20 protein-coding genes and 1 riboswitch are annotated in these 21,961 nt (G+C 65.8%); of the genes, 9 read left to right on the top strand and 11 right to left on the bottom strand.

Annotated elements, in window-relative coordinates:
- Window positions 1-33 precede the first annotated feature (33 nt).
- A complete protein-coding gene (locus M6E97_RS29000) occupies window positions 34-720 on the bottom strand; it encodes a ParB-like protein (RefSeq protein ID WP_003094054.1) in 687 nt (228 codons plus the stop codon).
- 102 nt (window positions 721-822) lie between these two features.
- Window positions 823-885: riboswitch (Fluoride riboswitch) on the top strand.
- A 64-nt stretch (window positions 886-949) separates the two neighbouring features.
- On the opposite strand from M6E97_RS29000, the gene crcB reads away from it, so the two are divergent.
- Window positions 950-1,333: a fluoride efflux transporter CrcB gene (crcB, locus tag M6E97_RS28995; protein ID WP_003141258.1), complete on the top strand. Its 384-nt coding sequence runs from the start codon at window positions 950-952 to the stop codon at window positions 1,331-1,333.
- A 19-nt stretch (window positions 1,334-1,352) separates the two neighbouring features.
- Window positions 1,353-1,682 carry a DUF190 domain-containing protein gene (locus M6E97_RS28990; protein WP_003094048.1) on the top strand — a complete coding sequence of 110 codons (330 nt, stop codon included), beginning with the start codon at window positions 1,353-1,355 and terminating at the stop codon, window positions 1,680-1,682.
- On the opposite strand, the gene M6E97_RS28985 is transcribed toward M6E97_RS28990, so the two are convergent.
- Window positions 1,625-2,419: a phosphatase PAP2 family protein gene (locus tag M6E97_RS28985; RefSeq protein ID WP_003094044.1), complete on the bottom strand. Its 795-nt coding sequence runs from the start codon at window positions 2,417-2,419 to the stop codon at window positions 1,625-1,627. The two genes, M6E97_RS28990 and M6E97_RS28985, sit on opposite strands and share 58 nt — an antisense overlap.
- 216 nt (window positions 2,420-2,635) lie before the next feature.
- Here M6E97_RS28985 and M6E97_RS28980 point away from each other — a divergent pair, with 216 nt between their 5' ends.
- The 5 genes from M6E97_RS28980 (at window position 2,636) to M6E97_RS28960 (ending at window position 6,298) form a co-directional block, all read left to right on the top strand.
- Entirely contained in the window at window positions 2,636-3,319 is a 684-nt protein-coding gene (locus M6E97_RS28980; protein WP_003094039.1) for a response regulator transcription factor, read from the top strand.
- On the top strand, window positions 3,309-4,589 hold the full coding sequence (locus tag M6E97_RS28975; RefSeq protein WP_003094037.1) for a sensor histidine kinase: 1,281 nt from the start codon (window positions 3,309-3,311) through the stop codon (window positions 4,587-4,589). Before M6E97_RS28980 ends, M6E97_RS28975 begins: the two co-directional genes overlap by 11 nt.
- A 79-nt stretch (window positions 4,590-4,668) precedes the next feature.
- Window positions 4,669-5,352 carry a class I SAM-dependent methyltransferase gene (locus M6E97_RS28970; RefSeq protein WP_003094031.1) on the top strand — a complete coding sequence of 228 codons (684 nt, stop codon included), beginning with the start codon at window positions 4,669-4,671 and terminating at the stop codon, window positions 5,350-5,352.
- 2 nt (window positions 5,353-5,354) lie between these two features.
- Window positions 5,355-6,059 carry a lipopolysaccharide kinase InaA family protein gene (locus M6E97_RS28965; protein ID WP_003094029.1) on the top strand — a complete coding sequence of 235 codons (705 nt, stop codon included), beginning with the start codon at window positions 5,355-5,357 and terminating at the stop codon, window positions 6,057-6,059.
- Window positions 6,056-6,298 carry a hypothetical protein gene (locus tag M6E97_RS28960; RefSeq protein ID WP_003134699.1) on the top strand — a complete coding sequence of 81 codons (243 nt, stop codon included), beginning with the start codon at window positions 6,056-6,058 and terminating at the stop codon, window positions 6,296-6,298. The genes M6E97_RS28965 and M6E97_RS28960 overlap by 4 nt, the downstream gene beginning before the upstream one ends.
- A gap of 124 nt (window positions 6,299-6,422) precedes the next feature.
- Here M6E97_RS28960 and pncB read toward each other — a convergent pair whose 3' ends face one another.
- The 7 genes from pncB to M6E97_RS28925 all read right to left on the bottom strand — a co-directional run bounded on the left by pncB (window position 6,423) and on the right by M6E97_RS28925 (window position 17,267).
- Window positions 6,423-7,619, bottom strand: coding sequence for a nicotinate phosphoribosyltransferase (gene pncB, locus M6E97_RS28955; protein ID WP_003094025.1), 1,197 nt, complete (start codon window positions 7,617-7,619; stop codon window positions 6,423-6,425).
- A gap of 137 nt (window positions 7,620-7,756) precedes the next feature.
- Entirely contained in the window at window positions 7,757-10,813 is a 3,057-nt protein-coding gene (gene mexW, locus M6E97_RS28950) for a multidrug efflux RND transporter permease subunit MexW (protein WP_003110732.1), read from the bottom strand.
- A 50-nt stretch (window positions 10,814-10,863) separates the two neighbouring features.
- A complete protein-coding gene (gene mexV, locus M6E97_RS28945) occupies window positions 10,864-11,994 on the bottom strand; it encodes a multidrug efflux RND transporter periplasmic adaptor subunit MexV (RefSeq protein WP_003102651.1) in 1,131 nt (376 codons plus the stop codon).
- Window positions 11,995-12,163: 169 nt separating this feature from the next.
- Window positions 12,164-13,258, bottom strand: a complete 1,095-nt coding sequence (locus tag M6E97_RS28940; RefSeq protein WP_003094019.1) for a DUF1513 domain-containing protein — start codon at window positions 13,256-13,258, stop codon at window positions 12,164-12,166.
- Window positions 13,259-13,268: 10 nt separating this feature from the next.
- A complete protein-coding gene (locus M6E97_RS28935; protein WP_003094017.1) occupies window positions 13,269-14,333 on the bottom strand; it encodes an imelysin family protein in 1,065 nt (354 codons plus the stop codon).
- A 9-nt stretch (window positions 14,334-14,342) separates the two neighbouring features.
- Window positions 14,343-15,764 (bottom strand): di-heme oxidoredictase family protein, encoded by a 1,422-nt coding sequence (locus M6E97_RS28930; RefSeq protein ID WP_052154488.1) that lies wholly within the window; start codon window positions 15,762-15,764, stop codon window positions 14,343-14,345.
- Window positions 15,765-15,926: 162 nt separating this feature from the next.
- Window positions 15,927-17,267: an imelysin family protein gene (locus tag M6E97_RS28925; RefSeq protein ID WP_003112765.1), complete on the bottom strand. Its 1,341-nt coding sequence runs from the start codon at window positions 17,265-17,267 to the stop codon at window positions 15,927-15,929.
- Between the two features lie 193 nt (window positions 17,268-17,460).
- Here M6E97_RS28925 and M6E97_RS28920 point away from each other — a divergent pair, with 193 nt between their 5' ends.
- Both M6E97_RS28920 and M6E97_RS28915 read left to right on the top strand, forming a co-directional pair.
- A complete protein-coding gene (locus M6E97_RS28920) occupies window positions 17,461-18,033 on the top strand; it encodes a LemA family protein (RefSeq protein WP_003094011.1) in 573 nt (190 codons plus the stop codon).
- Window position 18,034: 1 nt separating this feature from the next.
- Window positions 18,035-18,937 carry a GIDE domain-containing protein gene (locus M6E97_RS28915; protein WP_003120884.1) on the top strand — a complete coding sequence of 301 codons (903 nt, stop codon included), beginning with the start codon at window positions 18,035-18,037 and terminating at the stop codon, window positions 18,935-18,937.
- On the opposite strand, the gene bifA is transcribed toward M6E97_RS28915, so the two are convergent.
- Both bifA and sodB read right to left on the bottom strand, forming a co-directional pair.
- Window positions 18,938-21,001, bottom strand: coding sequence for a cyclic-di-GMP phosphodiesterase BifA (gene bifA, locus M6E97_RS28910; RefSeq protein ID WP_003094007.1), 2,064 nt, complete (start codon window positions 20,999-21,001; stop codon window positions 18,938-18,940).
- A gap of 180 nt (window positions 21,002-21,181) precedes the next feature.
- Window positions 21,182-21,763, bottom strand: coding sequence for a superoxide dismutase [Fe] (gene sodB, locus M6E97_RS28905; RefSeq protein WP_003094005.1), 582 nt, complete (start codon window positions 21,761-21,763; stop codon window positions 21,182-21,184).
- Window positions 21,764-21,961: the final 198 nt, after the last annotated feature.

Below are 21,961 nucleotides of genomic sequence, written 5' to 3'. Positions count from 1 at the left end.
AAAGCCCCGCTTCGGCGGGGCTTTTTTTATTCCTCAGCGCGGGCAGTCCTGGCGGTAGCCCGGCAGCTCCTTTGCCGCCGGTTCGCAGGCCAGGCGCAGCGCCTGCTTCAGGTCGTCGGGCAGAGTGGCGCGGCTGATCGGCCGCCAGTGCATGCGTTCGCCGAAATAGCGCGCCCAGTGGAATTCGATGAAATAGCTCTGCCGATCCTTGTCGAAGGCGTTCTCGTCCTCGGCGTAGCCGGCCAGGGCGCGGTAGGGATCGTCGCCAAGCCCGGCGAGAGCGTCCGGCAGCGCCTCGGGCGGGATCTCCGCGCCACGCGCATCGTGCAGCCAGACCCAGTGGTTTTCCTGCATCTTCTTCCAGAAGTCGGTGGCCTGGGGTAGCCGGCCGATCACCTTCACCGGTACGCCCTGTTTCGGGTCCAGGCGCCAGAGCGCGCTACTCAGGTGATGGCGATCGGTGAGGTAGAAGCGGCCGCCGGGGCCGATCACCACCGGAATCTCCTTCTTGCGCAAGTAGCGCTCGAGAGCCTTGGGCTTCTTCCCGGCGAGCTTGGCCTGGTCATCCTCGACCTGCAGCAGGCCGACATTCTGCTGGGTCGGGTGGAGGGCCGCGAGCGGCAGCTCGCACCAGCTACCGACAGAGGTTTGCGGCGAGCAATCCTCGGCCTGGGCGGTGGCGGACAGGAACAGGCAGCAAAGCAGCAGGGCTGGGCGCATGGGGGACTCCGGCGAAGGAAGGGGAAAGGTTCCCTAGACTGGCACGCTTCGGGCGATCCGGCGTACTCCGGCCTTTGATAGGTGCCTCGCTTTGTGCCAATCTTGCCGACAGGAGATGGCATTCCTCCTTCAACCGCCCCTGGGGCTGATGATGCCTACGCATGAACCTGGAAAGGCGCGTAGGCGCTCGCCTGCCGCCTGTCCGAATCGCTCCTACAAGGACAGGACTATGTGGAAATCCATTCTCGCCATCGCCCTCGGCGCCGCCCTGGGGGCGTTGCTGCGCTGGTTCCTCGGGCTCAAGCTGAACAGCCTGCTGTCCAGCATTCCCCCCGGCACGCTGCTGGCCAACCTGGTCGGCGGCTATGTCATCGGTGCGGCGATTGCCTATTTCGCCCAGGCGCCGGGCATCGCTCCGGAATGGCGGCTACTGATCATCACCGGGTTCTGCGGCGGCCTGACCACTTTCTCCACCTTTTCCGCCGAGGTCGTCAGCCTGCTTCAGGAGGGCCGCCTGGGTTGGGCCGCCGGGGCCATCGCGACGCACGTCAGCGGCTCGTTGCTGATGACTCTGCTGGGGTTGTTCTCGATGAACTGGATGCTGGGCAAATAGCGCAGCGGGAGGACCGACCATGCAAGGCTATCAACTGACCTTCATCACCCAGCAGGGGCGCTGCCACCAGGGCCAGCCGATCTGCGACTGGCTGCTGCAAGAGGCGCGCCGCCTGGGCGTGCGCGGTGCCACCGCGTTGGCTGCCAGCGAAGGCTTCGGCCAGAGCGGCCGGCTGCATTCGATGCATTTCTTCGAGCTGGCCGACCAGCCGCAGGAAATCCTCATGGCGGTCGATCCCGAGCAGGCAGAACGGCTGTTCGAGTCGATCCGCCAGGCCGGCGTGCGGCTGTTCTACATGAAGGTGCCCATCGAGTTCGGCGTGCTGGGAGCGGACGAACCGTCTCCCTGAACGCGGTTTTCGTCGGCGCCGCCGTTGCGCTGTCCTCGCTTCTCCGGTCGGTAGAGCATCAGGCGGTACAGGCCGAGGCAGATCAGCCAGTCGAACAGCATCGTCCACAGGTTGTGCGAGAGGAAGTGCGCACCTTGCAGCATGCGCGACAGCGACAGCAGGCAGCCCATGGCGAAGGCGAAGGCCAGGGCGTAGCGCGCCAGCCTGGGCTTGCGGTCGCGCAGGGCGAAGAACAGCGCGAACAGGACGAATCCGGACGATGCGTGCCCGCCCGGCCAGCAGCGTCCGGGGTGCTCGGTCGGCGGCCGCGGGCTGAGCAGCGAACTGTAGGTTTCCTCGCCGCCGAACTGCGCCAGGCTCCAGGGGCACTGCACGGCGGTGAGCGCCTTGAGCGGAGTGACTATGCTGGCTGCAAGGCTCATGGCGAGGAACACATAGGCCAGCGGCCTGCTCAGTGCGCGCCATGGCCGGTGGAACAGTCCGGCGATGGAGACCAGCAGGCCGAGGACGCTGATGGCGATCACCAGTTGCTTGACCCGGTCGTGCAGGATGTTCTCCAGGAACCAGCTGTGCCGGCCGATGAAGCCGGCGCCCGGGTCGTACATCAAGTTGGCCAGGGCGAGGTCGAGGGTCACCGGCTCGAAGGCCAGCAGCAGTGCCGCCAGGCCCAGCGGCAGGGCGAGGAACAGCCAGGGGTTGAATGGACGGGAAGGGGAATGGACGGCGGCCTGGGTCATGCGATCTCCAACGCTGGCGTTGACGTTCTCTTGACTTCGACGCTGGTTAAATCCACCGCCGGGGTTCGTGCGCATCCGCAAAGCCGCTATGATCGGCGGCCATGGAAGACACCATGCAGTCTCTGGTGGCGAGCGTAGAGCCGGTGTGAATCGCCGGTGAAGAATCCGTAAATGCGCGAGAGGCGCTCGATCGGTCTTCCTGCGAAGGAGTGGGACATGCGAATACTGGTGGTCGAAGACAACCGCGACATCCTGGCCAACCTGGCCGATTACCTGTCGCTCAAGGGCTATACCGTGGATTGCGCGCAGGACGGGCTGTCCGGCCTGCACCTGGCGGCCACCGAGCACTACGACCTGATCGTGCTCGACGTGATGCTGCCGGGAATCGACGGCTATGCCCTGTGCCGGCGCCTGCGCGAAGACGCACGGCGCGATACGCCGGTGATCATGCTCACCGCCCGCGACCAGTTGGACGACCGCCTGCAGGGGTTTCGTTCCGGCGCCGACGATTACCTGGTCAAGCCCTTCGCCCTTTCCGAACTTTCCGCACGCATCGAGGCGGTGCTGCGTCGCGCCCAGGGTGGCGGCCGCCGCGAGCTGAGCGTGGCCGATCTGAGCTATGACCTGGACACCCTGGAGGTCAAGCGCGCGGGCAAGTCGCTCAAGCTCAACCCGATCGGCCTCAAGCTGCTCGCCGTGCTGATGCAGAAGAGCCCCCATGTGGTGCGCCGGGATGCCCTGGAGGAAGCGGTCTGGGGCGACGACTGCCCGGACAGCGACAGCCTGCGCAGCCACGTCCATCAACTCCGTCAGGTGATCGACAAGCCATTCTCCGTGGCCTTGCTGCATACGGTGCATGGCGTTGGCTACCGCCTGGCGGAGGAGCCGAATGGAGTATAAGCAGAGCCTCGCCCGCCGGATCGTCATCGCCTTCATGTTGATGACGGTCGCCGTGGGGGGACTGTTCTCCGCCGGCATCGTCGGCGTGGTCCACATCATCGAGGAGCGCCTGATTTCCCGCGACCTGGGCGGCGAACTGGAGCGCATCCTGCGCGACGACCTGGCCCAGGGACGCAACCCGGTGCTCGATCCCGGCATGCGCTTCTTCATCAGCGACGGCCAGGGCTCCTACGCCATGCCGCCGGCGCTGGACCAACTGGATGTCGGTTTCCACGAAGTGTTCGAGGGCGACTTGTCGTTCCATGCGCTGGTGCGCGATATCGATGGTCGCCGTTTCGTCCTGCTGCAGGACCAGAGCGATTTCGAAGCGCGCGAGCAGGTGCTCTACGCCTCGGTGCTGACCGGCTACGTGCTGAGCATCGCCCTGGCCGGCCTGCTTGGCTGGATGCTCGCGCGCAAGGTGATGGAGCCGGTGGTGCGCCTGGCGCGCCAGGTGCGGCATCGCGAACAGTTGCTCGGTCTGGCGCCGCCGTTGGCGCCGGACTACGCCAACGACGAGGTCGGCGAGCTGGCCGCTTCCTTCGACGAGACCCTTGGCCGCCTGCGCGACGCGCTCAAGCGCGAGCAATTGTTCACCAGCGACGTCAGTCATGAGTTGCGTACGCCGTTGATGGTCATCGCCACCTCGTGCGAACTGCTGGCCGAAGAACCCAGCCTCGGCCCGCGCGCCCGTGGCCAACTGGAGCGGATGACCAAGGCCACCGAGGAGATGCGCGACCTGGTGCAAACCTTCCTGTTGCTGGCGCGTGCGCAGAAGGGCGAGGAAAGCCTGGCGCCCCACGGTAGCCTGGAGAGCATCGCCGACGACCTGGTCCAGGTCTGGCGCGAACAGGTCGAGGCGCGAGGACTGACCCTGCACTACCGCAACGAAGGTGCCTGCGCCGGCCAGTTCAACGCGCCACTGCTGCGCGCGGTGATGGGCAACCTGTTGCGCAACGCGACCCACTACACCGATGCCGGGAGCATCACGCTGACCCTCGACGAGCATGGTTTCAGCGTCGAGGACACCGGGGCGGGCGTCCCGGAAGAACAACGCGAACGCATCTTCATGCCCTTCGTTCGCGGCAGTTCCAGCTCCGGGCGCGGCGAAGGCCTTGGCCTCGGGCTCTCGCTGGTGAAGCGGATCTGCGCGGCCGAGGGCTGGAGCGTAACCCTCAGCGCGGTGGAGCCGCACGGCTGCCGGTTCGAAGTTTTACTCGATGTTGCTTGACGAAAAATTCACCACCCCTTGACCCGAGCTTGACGGCTGGATTCATACCGTTCGTCTCATGAATCCTGGAGTTCCCGTCATGAACAATCCGCCTGTCGACCTCGACTTTTCTCACAAGTATGATCGCGAGCATGCTGAGGCCTACCTGAAGAAGCATCAGGACGGCCTCGCCCGGAAACTTTCCCACCGGCGCGACGTCCAACTCGCCCGGCACGCGCTGAAGCTCGCGGGGCAGCCCAACCTGGTGCTCGACCTGCCCTGCGGCGCCGGACGCTTCTGGCCGCTGCTGGCGGAAAAGGACAACCGGGTGATCATCGGCGCCGACAATTCCGCGGACATGCTGGCGGTCGCCTGCGCCGGCCAGCCGGACGGTGTGGTGAAACGGGTACGGCCCTTGCAGACTTCCGCTTTCGCCATCGACCTGCCGGACAGCTCGGTGGACAATATCTTCTGCATGCGGCTGCTCCACCACATCGGCGAGGCGGACGATCGACGTGTCCTGCTCCGCGAGTTTCACCGGGTCACGCGGGACAGCGTGATTCTTTCCCTCTGGGTCGATGGCAATTTCAAGGCCTGGAAGCGTAGGCGCATGGAGGCACGGCGGGTAGCGAACGGGGAACAGACCGGCTACCAGAACCGCTTCGTGTTACCAGCCGAAACGGTCGAGCGCGAGTTCCGCGACGCCGGCTTCGTCGTCCAGAAGCATCTCGATTTCATCCCGCTGTATCACATGTGGCGGGTCTATATCTTGCGAAAGGAATAACGATGGCTCCCGATCTGGCATCCCTGCAACGTATCTCCGGCGACTCCGCCATCGACCAGTGGTTGCAGGTACCCGGCAGCTGGGTCGAGGAGCCCAACGAGCGGCGCGGCGGGGCCAGCGGCGTGCAGCGGGTGTACACCGGCGATGGACGGCTGCTCTATCGCAAGCAGCAGACCGGCCACGTCTACCGCGACTGGCAGCGCCCTTTCGGCTATCCCACCGCCATGCGCGAGCGCGATGCGCTACGGGCCTTCGAGTCGCTTGGTATTCGCGTGCCGCGCCTGGTCTATTCCGGCTGCCGCAAGGTCGACGGACAATGGCAGGCGCTGCTGGTGACCGAAGCCCTGGAGGGTTTCTCCAGCCTCGACGAGTGCTATGCGCGCGGTGACCAGGACCGCTGGGGCGAAGCGAAGCACCAAAGAATTCTGCAACAAATCGGCGCTACCATTGCCCGGATGAATCTCGCCCACTGGCAGCACGGTTGTCTCTATCCGAAGCACATCTTCGTCCGCGTCGAGGGCGAGGCCATCGAAGTAGCGCTGATCGACCTGGAGAAGAGCCGCCGCCGCCTTACGGTGAACAAGGCGTCCCAGCACGACCTGAAGCAGTTGAAGCGCCGTTCGTCGTGGACTGGCGCGCAGTGGCAAGCCTTCATCTATGGTTACCAGACGGCGTTTGGCAGCGCCATCAAAGGGTTGCAGACATGAAATTAGAAATCACTCGAGGTTTGTTGCTGGTCGGCGCTCTCGCCGTGGCTACAGCCGCGGCTGCCGCCTGGCACGAACCCGCGCCGAACGTGGTGCAGATGAACGGCGGTCATGAGTACTGCCCGACGCCTTCGGTGCTCAAGGCCGAGCGGCCGACGCGCCAGGAGGTCCAGCCGAACAAGGACATCCTGCTGCTGATGTTCGGTCTTTCCCAGGGGGGAGCCAGCCTGTCGCGCTGAGTCTCCTTGTCGAAAAAGCCCCGCCTTGGCGGGGCTTTTTCATGGGCGATGAGATCGTCGGAGGCATGGGCCGAATAAGGACCAGGCCTCATGCGCCACCTTGCCGCGGCGCGCCAGGCTTGCCCTAGGCGACCTGGAACACGTGCTTGAGGTAGTGGATGAAGTCAGGGTCCCGGCATTGCGCCTTGCCGGGCGTATCGGAGATCTTCGCCACCGGATGGCCGTTGCAGGCGCTCATCTTCACCACGATGTTCATCGGCTCGACGCCCGGCAGGTCGCAGGTGAAATGCGTGCCTATGCCGAAGCTGACGTTGATCCGGCCCTGTAGCGCGCGATAGATCTTCAGGGCCCGCGGCAGGTCGAGGCCGTCGGAGAACACCAGGGTCTTGGTCAACGGGTCGATGCCCAGCTTGAGGTAGTGGGCGATGGTCTTTTCCGCCCACAGCAACGGGTCGCCCGAGTCGTGGCGGAGGCCGTCGAAGAGCTTGGCGAAATAGAGGTCGAAGTCGCGCAGGAAGGCATCGGTGGTGATGCAGTCGGTCAGCGCGATGCCGAGCAGCCCACGGTATTCGCGGACCCAGCAGTCCAACGCGGCACTCTGGCTGTCGATCAGGCGCGGACCGAGCTGCTGGTGGGCCATCAGCCATTCGTGGGCCATGGTGCCGAGGGGCTTGAGGTCGAGCTTGCGTGCCAGGTGGACGTTGCTGGTGCCGACGAAGCAGCCCGGAAAGTCATCCTTCAGACCGCTCACCACCGCCTCGTGGACCCGATAGGAGAAGCGGCGGCGGGTACCGAAGTCGGCCATCTTGAAGCCGGCCAGTTCCTCGGCGCTGGCCTCCCGGCGCAGCCAATCGAACTTTTCCTGCAGGCGTTCGCGCGCCTGCTCGACGGTGGCGGCCGGGTAGCGGGCGCGGTTGCGCACCTCGCTGATCATCGCCAGCAGCGGCACTTCGAAGAGGATCACGTGCAGCCAGGGACCTTTCAGGCGCAGGAAGAATTCGTCGTTCTCGATGCCGGTCTGCACGTAGCGCGGGTTGAAGCGGAATAACCCGAGGAAGCGGATGAAGTCCGGCGCGAGGAAGGGAATCCGTTCGAGGAAGGCCAGTTGCTCGTCGCTGATCGCCAGGCCCGCCAGGTATTCCAGTTGTTCGCGGATGGCCGGCAGGTACAGGCGTAGGTCTTCCTGGTTGCGGCAGCGGAACTCCCACTCCACCTCGGCGTTGGGATAGTTGTGCAGCACCGCCTGCATCATGGTCAGCTTGTAGAAGTCGGTATCCAGCAGGTTCTGCACGATACGTTCGGAAAAAGCGCTCTCGGCCATGCTCGTCTCACCACTGCGTTTCAGCGGGCAGTCTACTGGAGGCGGCTGCCGGCGGACATAGGATCGCGCCCGGAGGGCTGTGGGATGGGGCGACAGCACCGGCGGACAGCGCTGTTGTCGCTATCCGCCGTTTCCGATCAGTGTGCGTTTGCCGCTTGCGTCACGCCTGGCGGGGCATCCGGCCTGGCCACCAGGGTGTAGATGCACGGCAGGACGAACAGGGTGAACAGGGTGCCCACCGACATGCCGGTAGCGATCACGATGCCGATGTCGAAGCGACTGACCGCCCCGGCGCCGGTGGCGAGGATCAGCGGGATCACCCCGAGCACCATCGCCGCGGTGGTCATCAGTACTGGCCGCAGGCGGATCGCGGCGGCCTGCTCGATGGCCTCGCGACGCTCCAGCCCCTGTTCGTGGCGCAACTGGTTGGCGAACTCGACGATCAGGATGCCGTGTTTGCTGATCAGGCCGATCAGTGTCACCAGGCCGACCTGGGTATAGATGTTCAGGCTCGACACGCCGAGGAACAGCGGTATCAGCGCACCGCAGATCGACAGCGGCACGGTGACCATGATCACCAGCGGATCGCGGAAGCTTTCGAACTGTGCGGCGAGGACCAGGAAGATGATCGCCAGGGCCAGTCCGAAGGTGACCAGCAATGCGCTGCCTTCCTGCACGTATTGCCGGGAAGCGCCGGCGTAGTCGACGGCGAAGCCGCGCGGGGCTTCCTCGCGGGCGATCTGCTGAACTGTCTCGATGGCCTCGCCCATGCTGACGATGGGGAAGCCGGAGATGATCGCCGAGTTGAGCTGCTGGAACTGGTTCAGTTGCCGCGGCCGTGCCCGTTCGTGGGTCTCGATCAGGGTCGAGAGGGCGACCAGTTGGCCGTTGCGGCTCTTCACGTAGTAGCTGCCGAGCCAGCCGGGATTGTCGCGATAGGGGCGTTCGACCTGGGCGATGACCTTGTAGCTGCGCCCGTCGATGGTGAAGCGGTTGATCTCGCCCTCGCCGAGCAGGCTGGCCAGCGCCACCCCCAGGTCTTGCATGGAGACGCCCATCTGCGCGGCCTTCTCGCGGTCGATGTCGACCACCAGCTCGGGTTTGTCGAACGCCAGGTCGAGATCGAGGAAGGCGAACTTGCCGGACTCGCTGGCGCGCTGCTTCACCCGTTGCGCCACTTGCAGCAGCGACTCGTAGTCGTTGGCGGTGTTGAGCACGAACTGGAATGGCAGGCCCTCGCCGGTGCCCGGTAGCGACGGCAGGTTGAAGGCGAAGATCTGCACGCCGGGAATCTCGTTGAGCTTCGCCTGCACCGCATGGAGCAATTCCATCTGGCTCTTTTCGCGTTCGTCCCAGGGCTTGAGCAGCATGCCGCCGATGCCGGCCTGGACGCCGTTGTAGCCGTTGATCTGGAACGCCGAGTAATACTCCGGGAAGCTGCGGAAGATGCCTTCGAACTCGGCGGTATAGCGATTCAGGTAGTCGAGGTTGGCGGTCTGCGGCGAGTTGGTCATGAGGAACACGATGCCCTGGTCCTCTTCCGGCGCCAGCTCCTTCTTGGTGAACATCAGTAGTACCGGGATCAGCGCCAGTACCAGCACGGCGAACACCAGGACCACCGGACGGGTGTCCAGGGTGCCGTGAAGGGCGCGCTGGTAGCGTCGCTTCAGGCCCTCGAAGATCAGGTCGAGGCGATGCGCCAGGCCCGAGGGATTCTCCTCGTGGCGCAGCAGGCGCGAGCACATCATCGGCGACAGGGTCAGGGCGACGATCCCGGAAATGATCACCGCGCCGGCCAGGGTGAAGGCGAACTCCTTGAACAGGGCGCCGGTGAGGCCGGTGAGGAAACCGATCGGCGCGTAGACCGCGGCGAGGGTGATGGTCATGCTGACCACCGGCACGGCGATCTCCCGCGCGCCCTCCAGGGCGGCCTCGAAGGGCGGCTTGCCCTCCTCGATGTGGCGGTGGATGTTTTCCACCACCACGATCGCGTCGTCCACCACCAGGCCGATGGCCAGGACCATCGCCAGCAGGGTCAGCAGGTTGATCGAGTAGCCCATGGCCTGCATGAAGAACAATACGCCGATCATCGACAGCGGAATGGTCACCACCGGGATCAGTACCGAACGGAACGCGCCGAGGAACAGGAACACCACCACGATGACGATCAGCACCGCCTCGCCGAGGGTCTTAACCACTTCGTCGATGGAGGCCTGGATGAAGCGCGTGGCGTCGTAGGCGATGGACACCTTGAGGTTGGGCGGCAATTGCTCTTCCAGTTCGGGCATCTTCGCCCGCACTTCCTTGATCACGTCCAGCGGGTTGGCGCTGGGCGTGCCCTTGATGCCGATGTAGACCGAGGGAATCCCATTGAACGAACTGATCGCGTCGTAGCTGGCGGCGCCCAGTTCGACCCGTGCGACATCACCCATCAGCACCCGGCGGTCGCCGTCGGTCTTCACCGGGATGGCGGCGAAGGCCTGGGGCGACTTGAGGTCGGTGGAAGCATTGACGCTGGTGACCACCAACTGGCCCTTCACCTCGCCGGCGGCGGCGAGGAAGTTGTACTGCTGCACCGCCTGGTTGATCTCGCCGGCGGTGACGCCGAACGCGGCCATCTTCACCGGGTCCAGCCACAGGCGCATGGCGAACACCTGGTTGCCGAGGATCTCCGCCTCGGCGATACCGGGCAGGGTCGCCAGCTTGGGCTGGATCACCCGCGACAGGTAGTCGGTGATCTGCGGGTTGTTCATCTGCTCGCTGTAGAAGCTGATGTACATCAGCGCCGAGGCGTCCGCGGCCTCCTTCTGCAGCACCGGGTCCTCGGCGTCCGGCGGCAGCTGGCTCTTCACTTCGTTGGACTTGGCCAGCAGCTCGGTGACCAGGCGATCGGTATTGGCGCCGATCCGCGCGTAGATGGAGATGGTCGAATAGTTCTGCCGGCTCACCGAGGTCATGTAGTCGATGCCTTCGGCGCTGGCCAGGCTTTGCTGCAGCGGCTGGGTGATGTAGCCCTGGATGGTCTCCGCGTTGGCTCCGGCGTAGAGCGTGGTCACCGTGATCAGCGCGTTCTCCATTTGCGGATACTCGCGGATCACCAGCTTGCTGAAGGCCTGCATGCCGAGCAGGACGATCAGCAGGCTGACCACGCTCGCCAGGACCGGACGACGGATGAACGGATCGGTAAAAGCCATGTTTCAGTCCCTTGGCAAGCCTTCCGCCTCGGAGCGGGAAGGCGCGCGACTCAGTGCTCTTGCTGGAGGTCCCGCTCGGCGACGATGGCCACCGCGGCGCCGTTGTCGAGCTTCAGTTGCCCGGAAGTCACTACCTGCTCGCCGCCCTCCAGGCCTTCGAGCACCACCGCCAGGCCTTCGCGGCGTTCGCCGATCCTGACGAAGCGGCGCTCGACGACCCGTTGCGGCTGGCCCTTGTCATCCTTCGACACCTGGCCCTGCTCGTCCTTCTTCTGCCCGACGACGTAGATCGAGTCGCCGTAGAGGGTAAAGGTGATCGCCGTCTCCGGCACCACGACGCGTTGTTCCTCGCCAGGCAACATCACCTCGAGGTTGGCGAACATGCCCGGCAGCAGCTTGCCGTCCGGGTTCTCCAGGGCGGCGCGGACCTGCAGGTTGCGGGTCTCGTTGTCGACCTTGGGGTTGATGGCGGCGATCTCGGCGTCGAACACCTGGCCGGGGTAGGCGGCGACCCGGACCTTCACCAACTGGCCGCGGCTGAGCAGGGGGAAGTCCTGCTCGGGCAGGTGGAAATCCAGGAGCAGGGTGGAAAGGTCCTGCAAGGTGGCGATCGGCGTCCCGGGCGAGACGTAGTCGCCGACGTCCACCTGGCGGATGCCGATGGTCCCGGCGAAGGGCGCGAGCACGCGCTTCTTCGCCAGTGCCGCCTTCAGTTCGGCGACGGTGGCGCTGGTCTTGGCCCACTGCGCGGCGAGACGGTCGAATTCGCTTTTCGAGATGGCCTTGCTGCCGATCAGTTCGCGGCCGCGCTGGTACTCGGCCCTGGCCAGGCCGAGATCGGCCTCGGCAGTGCGCAGGGTGGCTTCCTCGACGTCGCTTTCCAGCTGGATCAGCGGTTGGTCCAGCTTCACCTGGTCGCCGGAAAGGAACAGTACGTCGCGTACCGTGCCGGAGACTTCGGCGGTGAGGGTCACGCCCTGGAATGCCTTGAGGCTGCCGATGGCTGGCAGGCGGCTCTGCCAGGGACGCTTTTCGGCCAGGCTGGCGGTCACGCTGATCGGCGGTTTCGGTGCGCTGAAAAGGGCGATCTGCTGACGGATGGAGTAGACCTTGTAGCCGGCGAGAATCGCCACCACGGCGATCACCGCGGCGAGCATGATCAACATGCGGCGGAGCAACATAATCCTGGTCCCTGGTATGCCGAGAGCGCCCCGTTTCGGGGCGAATCCGACACATTACGTGCAGCTTTCAAGGCTTGTCAAAGCACAGGATTGGCGAAAGATTTCAAGCGTGTTGCAGGTCGCTTCCGACTTTCGCGGACCGGTATGGCGAGAGGTTGATGCCGCGCTCTCAGGCCAGGTGCAGGTGGTTGTCCCAGAGGCCGGAAGGCAGCTCCAGCGGTTGCGCGGCGATGCGCTCGCCCTGGCAGTCGTAGAAGCGGCAACGGCCCTGTCCGGACGTGACGACGAAGCCGTTCTTCACCGCGCCCACGCCGGCGCAGTCCGGCAACGGCGCGTCGAGGCGTACGGCACCGCTGTCCAGGTCCCAGATGAAGAAACGGTTGCCGCGCGGGGCGGTCAGGGCCACCAGGCGCAGGTCGTCGTGGATCGCCACGCTGGCGGTGTACTGGGCCATCGCCAGGCGCTGCTCCTCGGCCACCGGGAAGGCTTCGAAGGGACGGCCGGGGCGCTTGATCGCCAGCAGGTCGGCATGTTCGTGGGCATCGCCCATGAACTGCTGGCCGGCGACGATGGTGCCGTCGCGACCGATCGCCAGGTGGCGGACGCTGTTCATCTGCTGCGCCAGGGTTTCCTTGGACAGCAGGTTGCCGTCGCGGCGCATCAGCACCAGGCTGGGCTCCATGGCGTCGAGGTTCATCTCGACCCGGCTTTCCGCCTCGGTGCGAATGCCGCCGTTGGCCACTACCAGGGTCTCGCCGTCGGGCATCCAGGAAACCTGGTGCGGCCCGAGGCCGTGAGTAGAGATCTCGCCGCTGTGCTGCAGTCGCTCGCCGTCGAAACGGTAGACGCCGAGCACGCCGCGACCGGGATCGGTAGTGTCGTTCTCGGTGGCGTAGAGCCATTCGCCGCTCTGGTGGAACACGCCGTGGCCGTAGAAGTGGCGGTCTTTCTGCGAGACCAGGGTCTGCAGCAGGCGACCGTCGTTCAGGTCGATCAGGTAGCTTTCGGTGCCTGGCCGGCGGGCGACGAACAGCGCCAGCGGCAGGCTCGGGTGCTGGACGATGTCGTGGCAGCGCTGGGCCACGCGGGTGGCGAACTGGCACTTGCCGTCCAGGCGGTAGCCCACCGCGTAATGCTGGCCATCGGCGTCGTCGCGCGCCGACAGCACCAGCGGTTGGCTACCCTGGCGGCTGAAGCTCCAGCCGCCGAAGGACAAGGCGCCGAGCAGCAGGCTACCCAGACCGATCACATGACGTCGCAGCATGGTGCCGACCTCAGTCGCCATCGTTGGCGTTGAAGCCCAGTTGCACGCCGAGGGCGCGGGCCAGGTCGCCTTCGTGCAGGCGGTGGACCACGTTCAGGCTGTCATAGAGGGCGTTGAGCTGGTTGCGCCCGTCTTCGCTGGCGAGCAGTTCGGAGAGCGGTTTCTGTTCCAGCGCCGCCAGCTTCGCGTGGCTGTCGGCGTAGGCGGCGTCGATCTTGCCGGCCAGGGCCTTCTGTTCGGCCGGCAGCAGGGTCTTCAGGCCCTTGCCGTCGATACCTTCCCAGAGCGCCTGGGCGCCGCTCAGGCTGGCGTCCAGGCTGGCCAGCGAGGCGTTGCTGCGCCAGGCCTCGGCCTGGTAGGGCTGGGGAATGCCCTTGCTCTGCCGGCCCAGCGGAGTACCGAGTTTCTTCTTCAGCATGTCCAGGGCGGTGACCTGGACCCGCAGCAGCTCGGCGATCGCCTCGTGGGCGTCGGCATAGCGGTCGTTGGGGAACTTGCTCATCTGGGTGAGCATGCCGCCGTCGTTCTTCCAGCGCGCCAGGATGTCCTGGGCCAGTTGCTGCTGGTGGGTGCCGATGGCTTCCAGCAACGGGCAATAGCGGGCCTTGGTGGCGGCGTCGGCGAGGTCGATCTTGCTGTCGAAGAGGATGTATTCGTAGGCGGAGAGCCCCTGCACCACCACGCTGGCCTTGGCCAGGGCCGCGGCGTCGACCTGCGGGTTGTTCTTCAGCAACTGTTCGACCTGGCGCCCGACCAGATCCTTCTTGTCCGGCCAGAACTGCACCTGCCAGGCGCGGTTGCCCTCGGCCAGCGGGCCGATCAGCAGCGGTTGCAGCTCGGCCCAGGCCTTCTGCGCGGCGTGGAACGCGTCGCGGGCCTTGGCCAGGTCTTCCTTGCCCTGGCAGTAGGCCAGGGCGCTGCTGGCCAGGGCCTGGTCGGCCTCCACCCAGCGGCTGTAGGTCGGCAGGATCACCTGTTGCGCCAGGGCGGCACTGGTGACGGCCTGCGGGTCTTGCGGCGAACAGGCGCCGAGGGCGATGGCGAGGCTGGTCAAGAGCAGTCGTGGGCGGAACATGTGGGCTCCTCAGAGTGAATTCAGGAAGGCCAGCAGGGCGCTGCGCTGGTCGGCGTCGAAGCCGAGCACGTGCCGCTTGGCCGCTTCGGCTTCGCCGCCGTGCCAGAGGATCGCCTCCAGCAGATTGCGGGCGCGCCCGTCGTGGAGGAACTGGGTGTGACCGTTGACCGTTTCGGTCAGGCCGATGCCCCATAGCGGCGGGGTTCGCCAGTCCCGCCCGCTGGCGAGAAATTCCGGGCGATTGTCCGCCAAGCCGTCGCCCATGTCATGCAGCAACAGGTCGGAATAGGGACGAATCCGTTGGTTGGCCAGCTCCGGCTCGCTGGCGTCGGAACCGGTAGTGAAGGCGGGAACGTGGCAGGCCACGCAGTTGGCCTGGGCGAACAGGCGCTTGCCGGCCAGCACCTGCGGGTCGTCCACCTTGCGCCGTGCCGGGACCGCCAGGTTGCGGCTGTAGAACAGCACCTGGGCGAAGATGTTGTCGCTGACTTCCGGCTCGCCGCCGTCGGGCGCCCGGCGGCACTCGACCTGGGCGGCGCTGCAGTCGTCGTGGGGCAGCAGGCTGCTGGTCAGGCCCATGTCGTTGGCGAAGGCGTGCGCGTTCTGCTGCGGGATATCCGGCTGGCCGGCCTTCCAGCCGAAGCGGCCGAGCGCGGTGCGCTGCCGTGCGGCATCCCAGACCTGGTTGGCGCGCCCGCGGATACCGTCGCCGTTGCGGTCGTCCGGATCGGCATTGGCCAGGATCGCCTCTTCGGGAATCGCCTCGAGCAGGCCGAGGCCGATCATCGGCGGGGCGACGCGGGCGGAAAACATCGTCTGCGGATGCATCGGCCCATAGCCGAGCTGGCTGATCCGCAGGATCGGCTTGCGCAGTTCGACCTCGGTGCCGTCCTCGAACCTCACCTTCAGCGGCTCGTAGTCCATCCGCACCTTGCCTTCCGGGGCGATGCCGGGAATGCCGACGTCCTGCAACTGGCCGCCGTAGGTCGGCTCGGGAATCACCCCCTGGTGCAACAGGGTCTTGCCGTCCGCAGGGCCGGCCGGGATCGACAGGCGTACCAGCATCGACACCGCGCTGACCGCGTCCGCTCCCGGCGGGTGGCCGCGGCCGTCCTTCACATGGCAGTTCTGGCAGGCGTTGGTATTGAACAGCGGTCCCAGACCGTCGCGCGCGGTGGTGGAGGAAGGGGCGATGACCCAGGGGTTGCGGAAGAAACTGTTGCCCACGCTGAAGTCCAGGCGCCGGCTCGGGGCGAGGTTGGCGGAGGGCAGGGAGAAGGCGTTGCGGTCGCTTTGCAGCACCGTGGTCGCGCCCCCGGACAGGTGTTCACCGGGCTCGGCGCGCAGCGGTTCGTCGTCGGCGCCGCATCCGCCCAGAAGGAGCGCCGTCAGGAGACAGGCGAGCGGCATGGAAGGTGACGGCAACGACATCGGCGAACATCCCGGACTGCGTAGAAACAGCCCGCAAGCTTACCAGTTGGAGCTAATCAAAATAAGAGGGATTTGCGTTTGTAAAGGCCCGCGAAGTCCGCTTTCGAGGCCCTGAAACGCAGCGTGCGGCCATGGGCCGCACGCTGTTGGCGCAGGAAGGAATCAGAACTCGTGGTCGGCGTTGTCCGGCTTCAGGTCCTGGATACCCAGCTTGCCCGCGGCCTGCTCGATGGCGCCGGTCTGCTTGACCAGGGCGGCGATGGCGTCGCGGATCTTCTGCTGGCCGTCCTTGTTGTCCGGAGCGATCATCTGGTCGAAGTGCACGCCATCCTTCTCGGCGCTGTCGACGATGGCCTGCAGCTTGGCCTCGGTGTCGGCCAGGTCGGCCTTCAGGGTGTCGTTGGCGGCGGCGTCGGCCTTGGCGACCAGGTCGGCCAGGCTCGGGCCCTTGACCACGCTGCCGTCGATGCGCTTGTACTCGCCGAGGTAGATGTTGCGGATGCTCTTGCCGTTGAAGAACAGGGTGTGGTGGGTGTCGTCGCTGAAGCAGTCGTGCTCGTCTTCGGTGGAGTTGGCCTCCAGCGCGACCTTCATGCGCTCGCCGGCCAGTTCGCCGAGGGACAGGCTGCCCATGCCGAAGAACATCTTGCGCAGGCCGGTATCCACCGGTTCGGCCTCCAGCTTGGCGCGGTAGTTGTCGGCGACGCCGGCTTTCCACTGTCCGGCCATGTATTCGAGGTCGCTGACCAGCAGGTCGGTGACGGCCTTCAGGTAGGCGGCACGACGGTCGCAATGGCCGCCGGTGCAGTCCTTGCCCTGGGCATAGTCGGTGGCGGGACGGTTGCCGGCGCCGGGACCGGTGCCGTTCAGGTCCTGGCCCCAGAGGAGGAACTCGATGGCGTGGTAGCCGGTGGCGACGTTGGCTTCGGAACCGCCCAGCTCGTTCAGGCTGGCCAGTTTCTCGCCGGTGATTTCCTTGACGTCGATCTTGTCTTCGCCGACCTGGATCTCGGTGTTGGCGACGATGTTGGCGGTGGCGCCGGGGTTGCCCAGGGCGTGCTGGTAGTCCTTGGCGACATAGTCGATCAGGCCTTCGTCCAGCGGCCAGGCGTTAACCTGTCCTTCCCAGTCGTCGATGATCGCGTTGCCGAAGCGGAAGGCTTCGCTCTGGGAGTAAGGGGTACGAGCGGCGAACCAGGCTTCCTTGGCGGCTTTCAGGGTCTCCGCGTCAGGCTTGGCGAGGAACGCGTCGATGGCTTTCTGCAGGTCCTTGGCGGTGCTCAGGGCATCGGCGAAGGTGGCTTCGGCGAGGTCCGCGTAATTCTTGATCACCGCCTTGGCGGCGGCCTCGTCGACCTTGGCGGCCGGGGCGGCGGCGGGCGCGGCGGGCTGCGTGCTGGCCGCCGGTGTTGCGGGCGCTTCGGCTTTCTTGTCGTCGCCGCAGCCGGCGAGGGAGATGGCGAGGGCCAGCAGACTGGCGGTGGCCAGGGGCATACGAGTCATGGCGGATTCCTTTGCTTTATTGGTGGCGTGCCGAAGCGGCGTGCGCTTGTCGGAAACACCCGCGAGGGCGTTAAAAAACCGCCACATAATGCGAAAGATTTGCATTTTTGAAAAGGGCGCAGCGTGATCGCCGTCGTGCCTGGACATGTCGGGCGCAGCTAGAATGCCAGTATCTTCGTCCGGAGCTCCGTCCATGAGTCTGACCGCTATCGCTTTCTGGGTTGTCCTGCTGCTGCTCGCCGGCTACGCGGTGGTGCTCTACAACGGCCTGGTACGGCTGAAGCACGCCGTGGGCAAGGCCTGGGCCAACATCGACGTGCTCCTCAAGCAGCGCCATGACGAGCTGCCGAAGCTGGTCGAGGCCTGCAAGCAATACATGCAGCACGAGCGCGCCACCCTGGAGCGGGTCATCGCCGCCCGCAACGCCGTCGCCAGCGCCCGCGAGCGCGCCGACGTGAATGCCCTGGGCAAGGCCGAGAGCGGCCTGCGCGCCGGCCTGGGGCAGCTCTTCGCGCTGGCCGAGAACTACCCGCAGCTCAAGGCCAACGAAAGTTTCCAGTTCCTTTCCCAGCGCATCAGCGGCCTGGAGAACGGGATCGCCGATCGCCGCGAGCTGTACAACGAGGCGGTGAACCTGAACAACGTGCGCATCGAGCAATTTCCCGACCTGCTGATCGCCCGTGTCGCTGGCTTCAAGGCCGCCGAGCTGTTGCAGTTCAGCGAGGCGGAGAAGGCCGACGTCGATCTCAAGGCCCTGTTCGGCTGAGATGGACTTCGACCTGCGCTGGCTGTTCATCGCCGCCAGCCTGGGGCTCTGCGCCTGGGCCGGCTGGCAGTTCGTGCACCGCCTTGCCCGGGCGCGTCTGCTCGGCGACGTACCGACCTCGCGGATCCGTTCGGCGGCGCAGGGTTTCGTCGAACTCTACGGGGTGCTCGAGGAGGGCCCGGAAGGCCCGCTGCAGGCTCCCTTGACCGGCAAGCCGTGCCTGTGGTGGCGCTACCGCATCGAAGTCGAGGAAAAGCGCAGCGGCCGCGAGAAGGCCTGGCGCACCGTCGACAAAGGTGCCAGCGAGTCGCCATTCGGCTTGCGCGATGCCACCGATGCCTGCCTGGTCGACCCACGCGGCGCCGAGGTGCGACCCTTGACCCAGCAGCGCTGGGAGGCTTTTCGCGAAGCACCGATCGATACCCTGCGACTGCTGGAGAGCTTCGGCACCCTGGTCGGCGGAGAGCGGCTTTACCGCTACACCGAGGAGCGCCTGCATGCCGGCGAGCCGCTCTATGCGCTGGGCGAATTCCGCAGCAGCGGTGGCGGTCGCCAGGGACTCGATGCCGAACGGGCGCAGGGTGCGGTGATCCGTGAATGGAAGGGCGATTTCCACGGGCTGCTGGCGCGCTTCGACAGCGACGGCAACGGCGAGCTGGACGAGCGCGAATGGAACCGGGTGCGCCTGGCGGCACGGCTGGAGGCCGAGGATCGGCATCGGGCAAGCAGCGCCGCGCCGACCCGCCACCGGCTCGGCAAGCCGGGGGAGGCGCATCCCTTCATTCTCTCCAGCCAGGGCGAGGACGATCTCGCCGTGCAACTGCGCCGCCAGGCGGCGGGGGCCGCGTTGCTCTGCCTGGGCAGCGCGCTATTGGCGGGCTGGCTGTTCAGCCGCCTGTTCTGATCAGGGCCGTTCGCTGCTGGTGGCCTGGCTCAGGCGCCGCGCCTGCTTGAGGTACTGGGTCAGCTCCCTGGCCGGCAGCGGCTTGCTGTACAGGTAGCCCTGACCTTCGTTGCAACCTTCGGCGATGATGTACGCCTCCTGCTCGGCGGTTTCCACGCCCTCGGCGATCACCTGCATGCCCAGGCTCTTGCCGAGCTGGATGATGGCGCGAACGATGGTCGCGTCGTCCTCGTCCTGCAGCAGGTCCTGGACGAAACTCTTGTCGATCTTGATCTTGTCCAGCGGCAGGCTCTTCAGGTAGCTCAGCGAGGAATAGCCGGTGCCGAAATCGTCGATGGCGATCAGCGCGCCGGCGCGGCGCAGGCTGAGGAGGTGCTGGGCGGCAGTGGAGATGTCCTCCATCAGGCCGGTCTCGGTGACTTCCAGCTCCAGGCTGCGCGCCGGCAGGCGGTAGACCTGCAGCAGGTTGCTGACCACCCGTGGCAGGGCGTTGTGGTGGAGCTGCACGGTGGAAAGATTGACCGCCATGCGCAGGTCGTCGAAGCCCTGGTCGTGCCATTCGCGCAACTGCCGGCAGGCCTGGTCGAGCACCCACTCGCCGATGCTGAAGATGCTGCCGTTCTGTTCCGCCAGCGGGATGAACAGGTCCGGCGGGACGAAGCCGTGCAACGGATGTTGCCAGCGCAGCAGTGCCTCGACGCCGACCACGCGGTGGTCGCGGTAGTCCACCTGCGGCTGGTAGACGAGGTGCAGCTCGTGGCGCTGCAGGGCGTCGCGCAGGTCCTTTTCCAGTTCCCGGCGGCGACGCATTTCGCTGTCCACGCTGGCGATGTAGAACTGGTAGCGGTTGCGCGAGCGGGTCTTGGCCAGGGTCATGGTCTGCTCGGCCTTCTGCAGCAGTTTCTCCGTGGTCTCGCCGTCCTCGGGGAACAGGGTGATACCGATGGTGGCGCGCAGGCGCACCTCGTGCTGGTCGATCTCGAACGGCGCTTCCAGGCCGTCGAGGATGCTCTGCGCCAGTTCGGCCGCCTCGTAGGGTTGCTCGATGTCGGCCTGGACCAGGGCGAACTGGTCGCCGCCCAGGCGCGCCAGCGAACCGAGCCGCGCGCTGTGCCCGCGCAGGCGGTCGGCGAGGGCGATCAGCAGCTGGTCGCCGAGCTGGTAGGTGTACTGCTCGTTGATCCCCTTGAAATCGTCGAGGCCCAGGCACAGCACTGCCACCCGGCGCTGCTGGCGGCCGGCGCCGTCGAGGATCTGGTCGAGTTGCTGCTGCAGCAACTGGCGGTTCGGCAGGCCGGTGAGGAAGTCGTACTGGGAAATGCGCAGCAGGTTGTCCTCGGCCTCGCGACGCAGGTGGCTGTTGCTTTCGATCGAGGCGAGCAACTGGTTGGCGGTGGTCACCCAGAGCCCCAGCTCGTTGCGTTCGTGCCCCTTGAGCAGCGGCAACTGGTGCTGGCTGGGGCGGTCGGGATTGATGCTGACCAGGTGTTCGATGATCTTCGACAGCGGCTTGGTCAGCATCCAGTGGTAGACCAGGAACAGCACCAGGCCCATGGCCAGGGCGCGGAGAATGCCGGAGATGAAGATGATTTCCGAAGTGGTGACGAAGTTCTCGCCGTAGGGCGCGGTGTCCAGGGTGATCTTCAGGTCGCCGTAGTATTCGCTATAGGGCGGGCGGCCGATCAGTCGAATGCTGAAGGTGCGTTCCTGGCCGAGGATCGGGTCGGTCAGCCAGCGCGTCGGCAGGTCCAGCAGCGGCCTGGATTTCTCCGCCAGCATCGGCTCGCCGGGATGGCCGATGCTCGCCTGGCGCACCGCCTCGTGCTGGAACAGGCCTTCGAGGACCTGCATCGCCATTTCCCGGTCGAGGCTGTAGACCGCCTGGGTGGAAGGGTCGCGGACCATCGCGAGGATGCGTTGGGCGTCGCTGCTCACCGCCTGCTTGGCCTTGTAGGCGTCGAAGACGATCTGCGCGCAACTGAGCACTACGCCAACGGCCAGCGCCGCCAGTAGCACGACACGCAGCAGCTTGAGCGAGAGGCTGTGTCGGGAGTCCAGTTTCAAGGGGCCTTCCTTGTTCGTCGCCAGGGCGAAAGACAAGCCGGTAGGAAGAGCTTGTTTACCTCAAGAGGCTATCACGAGCGAAGGTCTACCAGTTCCTGAGGGTAGACGATGGCTCCTGGACCGCAGATTAAAACGAAAAAGCCCGGCGAATGCCGGGCTTTTTCGTGGTTCTGATCAGACTCAGGCAGCGAAATTCTTCGCTACGAAGTCCCAGTTGACCAGGTTCCAGAACGCCTCGACGTACTTCGGACGCAGGTTGCGGTAGTCGATGTAGTAGGCGTGTTCCCAGACGTCGCAGGTCAGCAGCGGGGTGTCGCCGCTGGTCAGCGGGTTGCCGGCACCGATGGTGCTGGCCAGGGCCAGGGAGCCGTCGGCCTTCTTCACCAGCCAGCCCCAGCCGGAACCGAAGGTGCCGACGGAAGTCTTGGTGAACTCTTCCTTGAACTTGTCGAAGGAGCCGAAGGCGGCGTTGATGGCGTCGGCCAGGGCGCCGGTGGGCTGGCCACCGCCGTTCGGGCTCAGGCAGTTCCAGTAGAAGGTGTGGTTCCACACCTGGGCGGCGTTGTTGAAGATGCCGCCGGAGGAGCTCTTGACGATCTCTTCGAGGCTCTTGCCTTCGAACTCGGTGCCCGGGATCAGGTTGTTCAGGTTCACCACGTAGGTGTTGTGGTGCTTGTCGTGGTGGTATTCCAGGGTTTCTGCGGAAATGTGCGGCTCAAGGGCGTTCTTTTCGTAAGGCAGCGGCGGCAATTCGAAAGCCATGGTGTCTCTCCTATTCTTCCTCAGGTCAGGACTGGCGCGGCTAGCGCGCGACCGGTTCACGGGGCCGGTCCGATGCCTGTCCGGGAGCCCGTCCTGGATCCCCGGGGGGACGTTCGGCGGAGCGCTCCGGAAAGGGCGCCGGGTGCGACTCGGAGCCTAGGCTCCCAGTGCCGCGAACTCCGGATCATAGCACCCGTG

Source organism: Pseudomonas sp. B111 (assembly GCF_026428275.1).
In the GTDB taxonomy this organism is placed as follows: domain Bacteria; phylum Pseudomonadota; class Gammaproteobacteria; order Pseudomonadales; family Pseudomonadaceae; genus Pseudomonas; species Pseudomonas aeruginosa.
The sequence above is the reverse complement of the archived record's forward strand: the minus strand, read 5'-3'. Positions and strand labels throughout refer to the sequence as shown.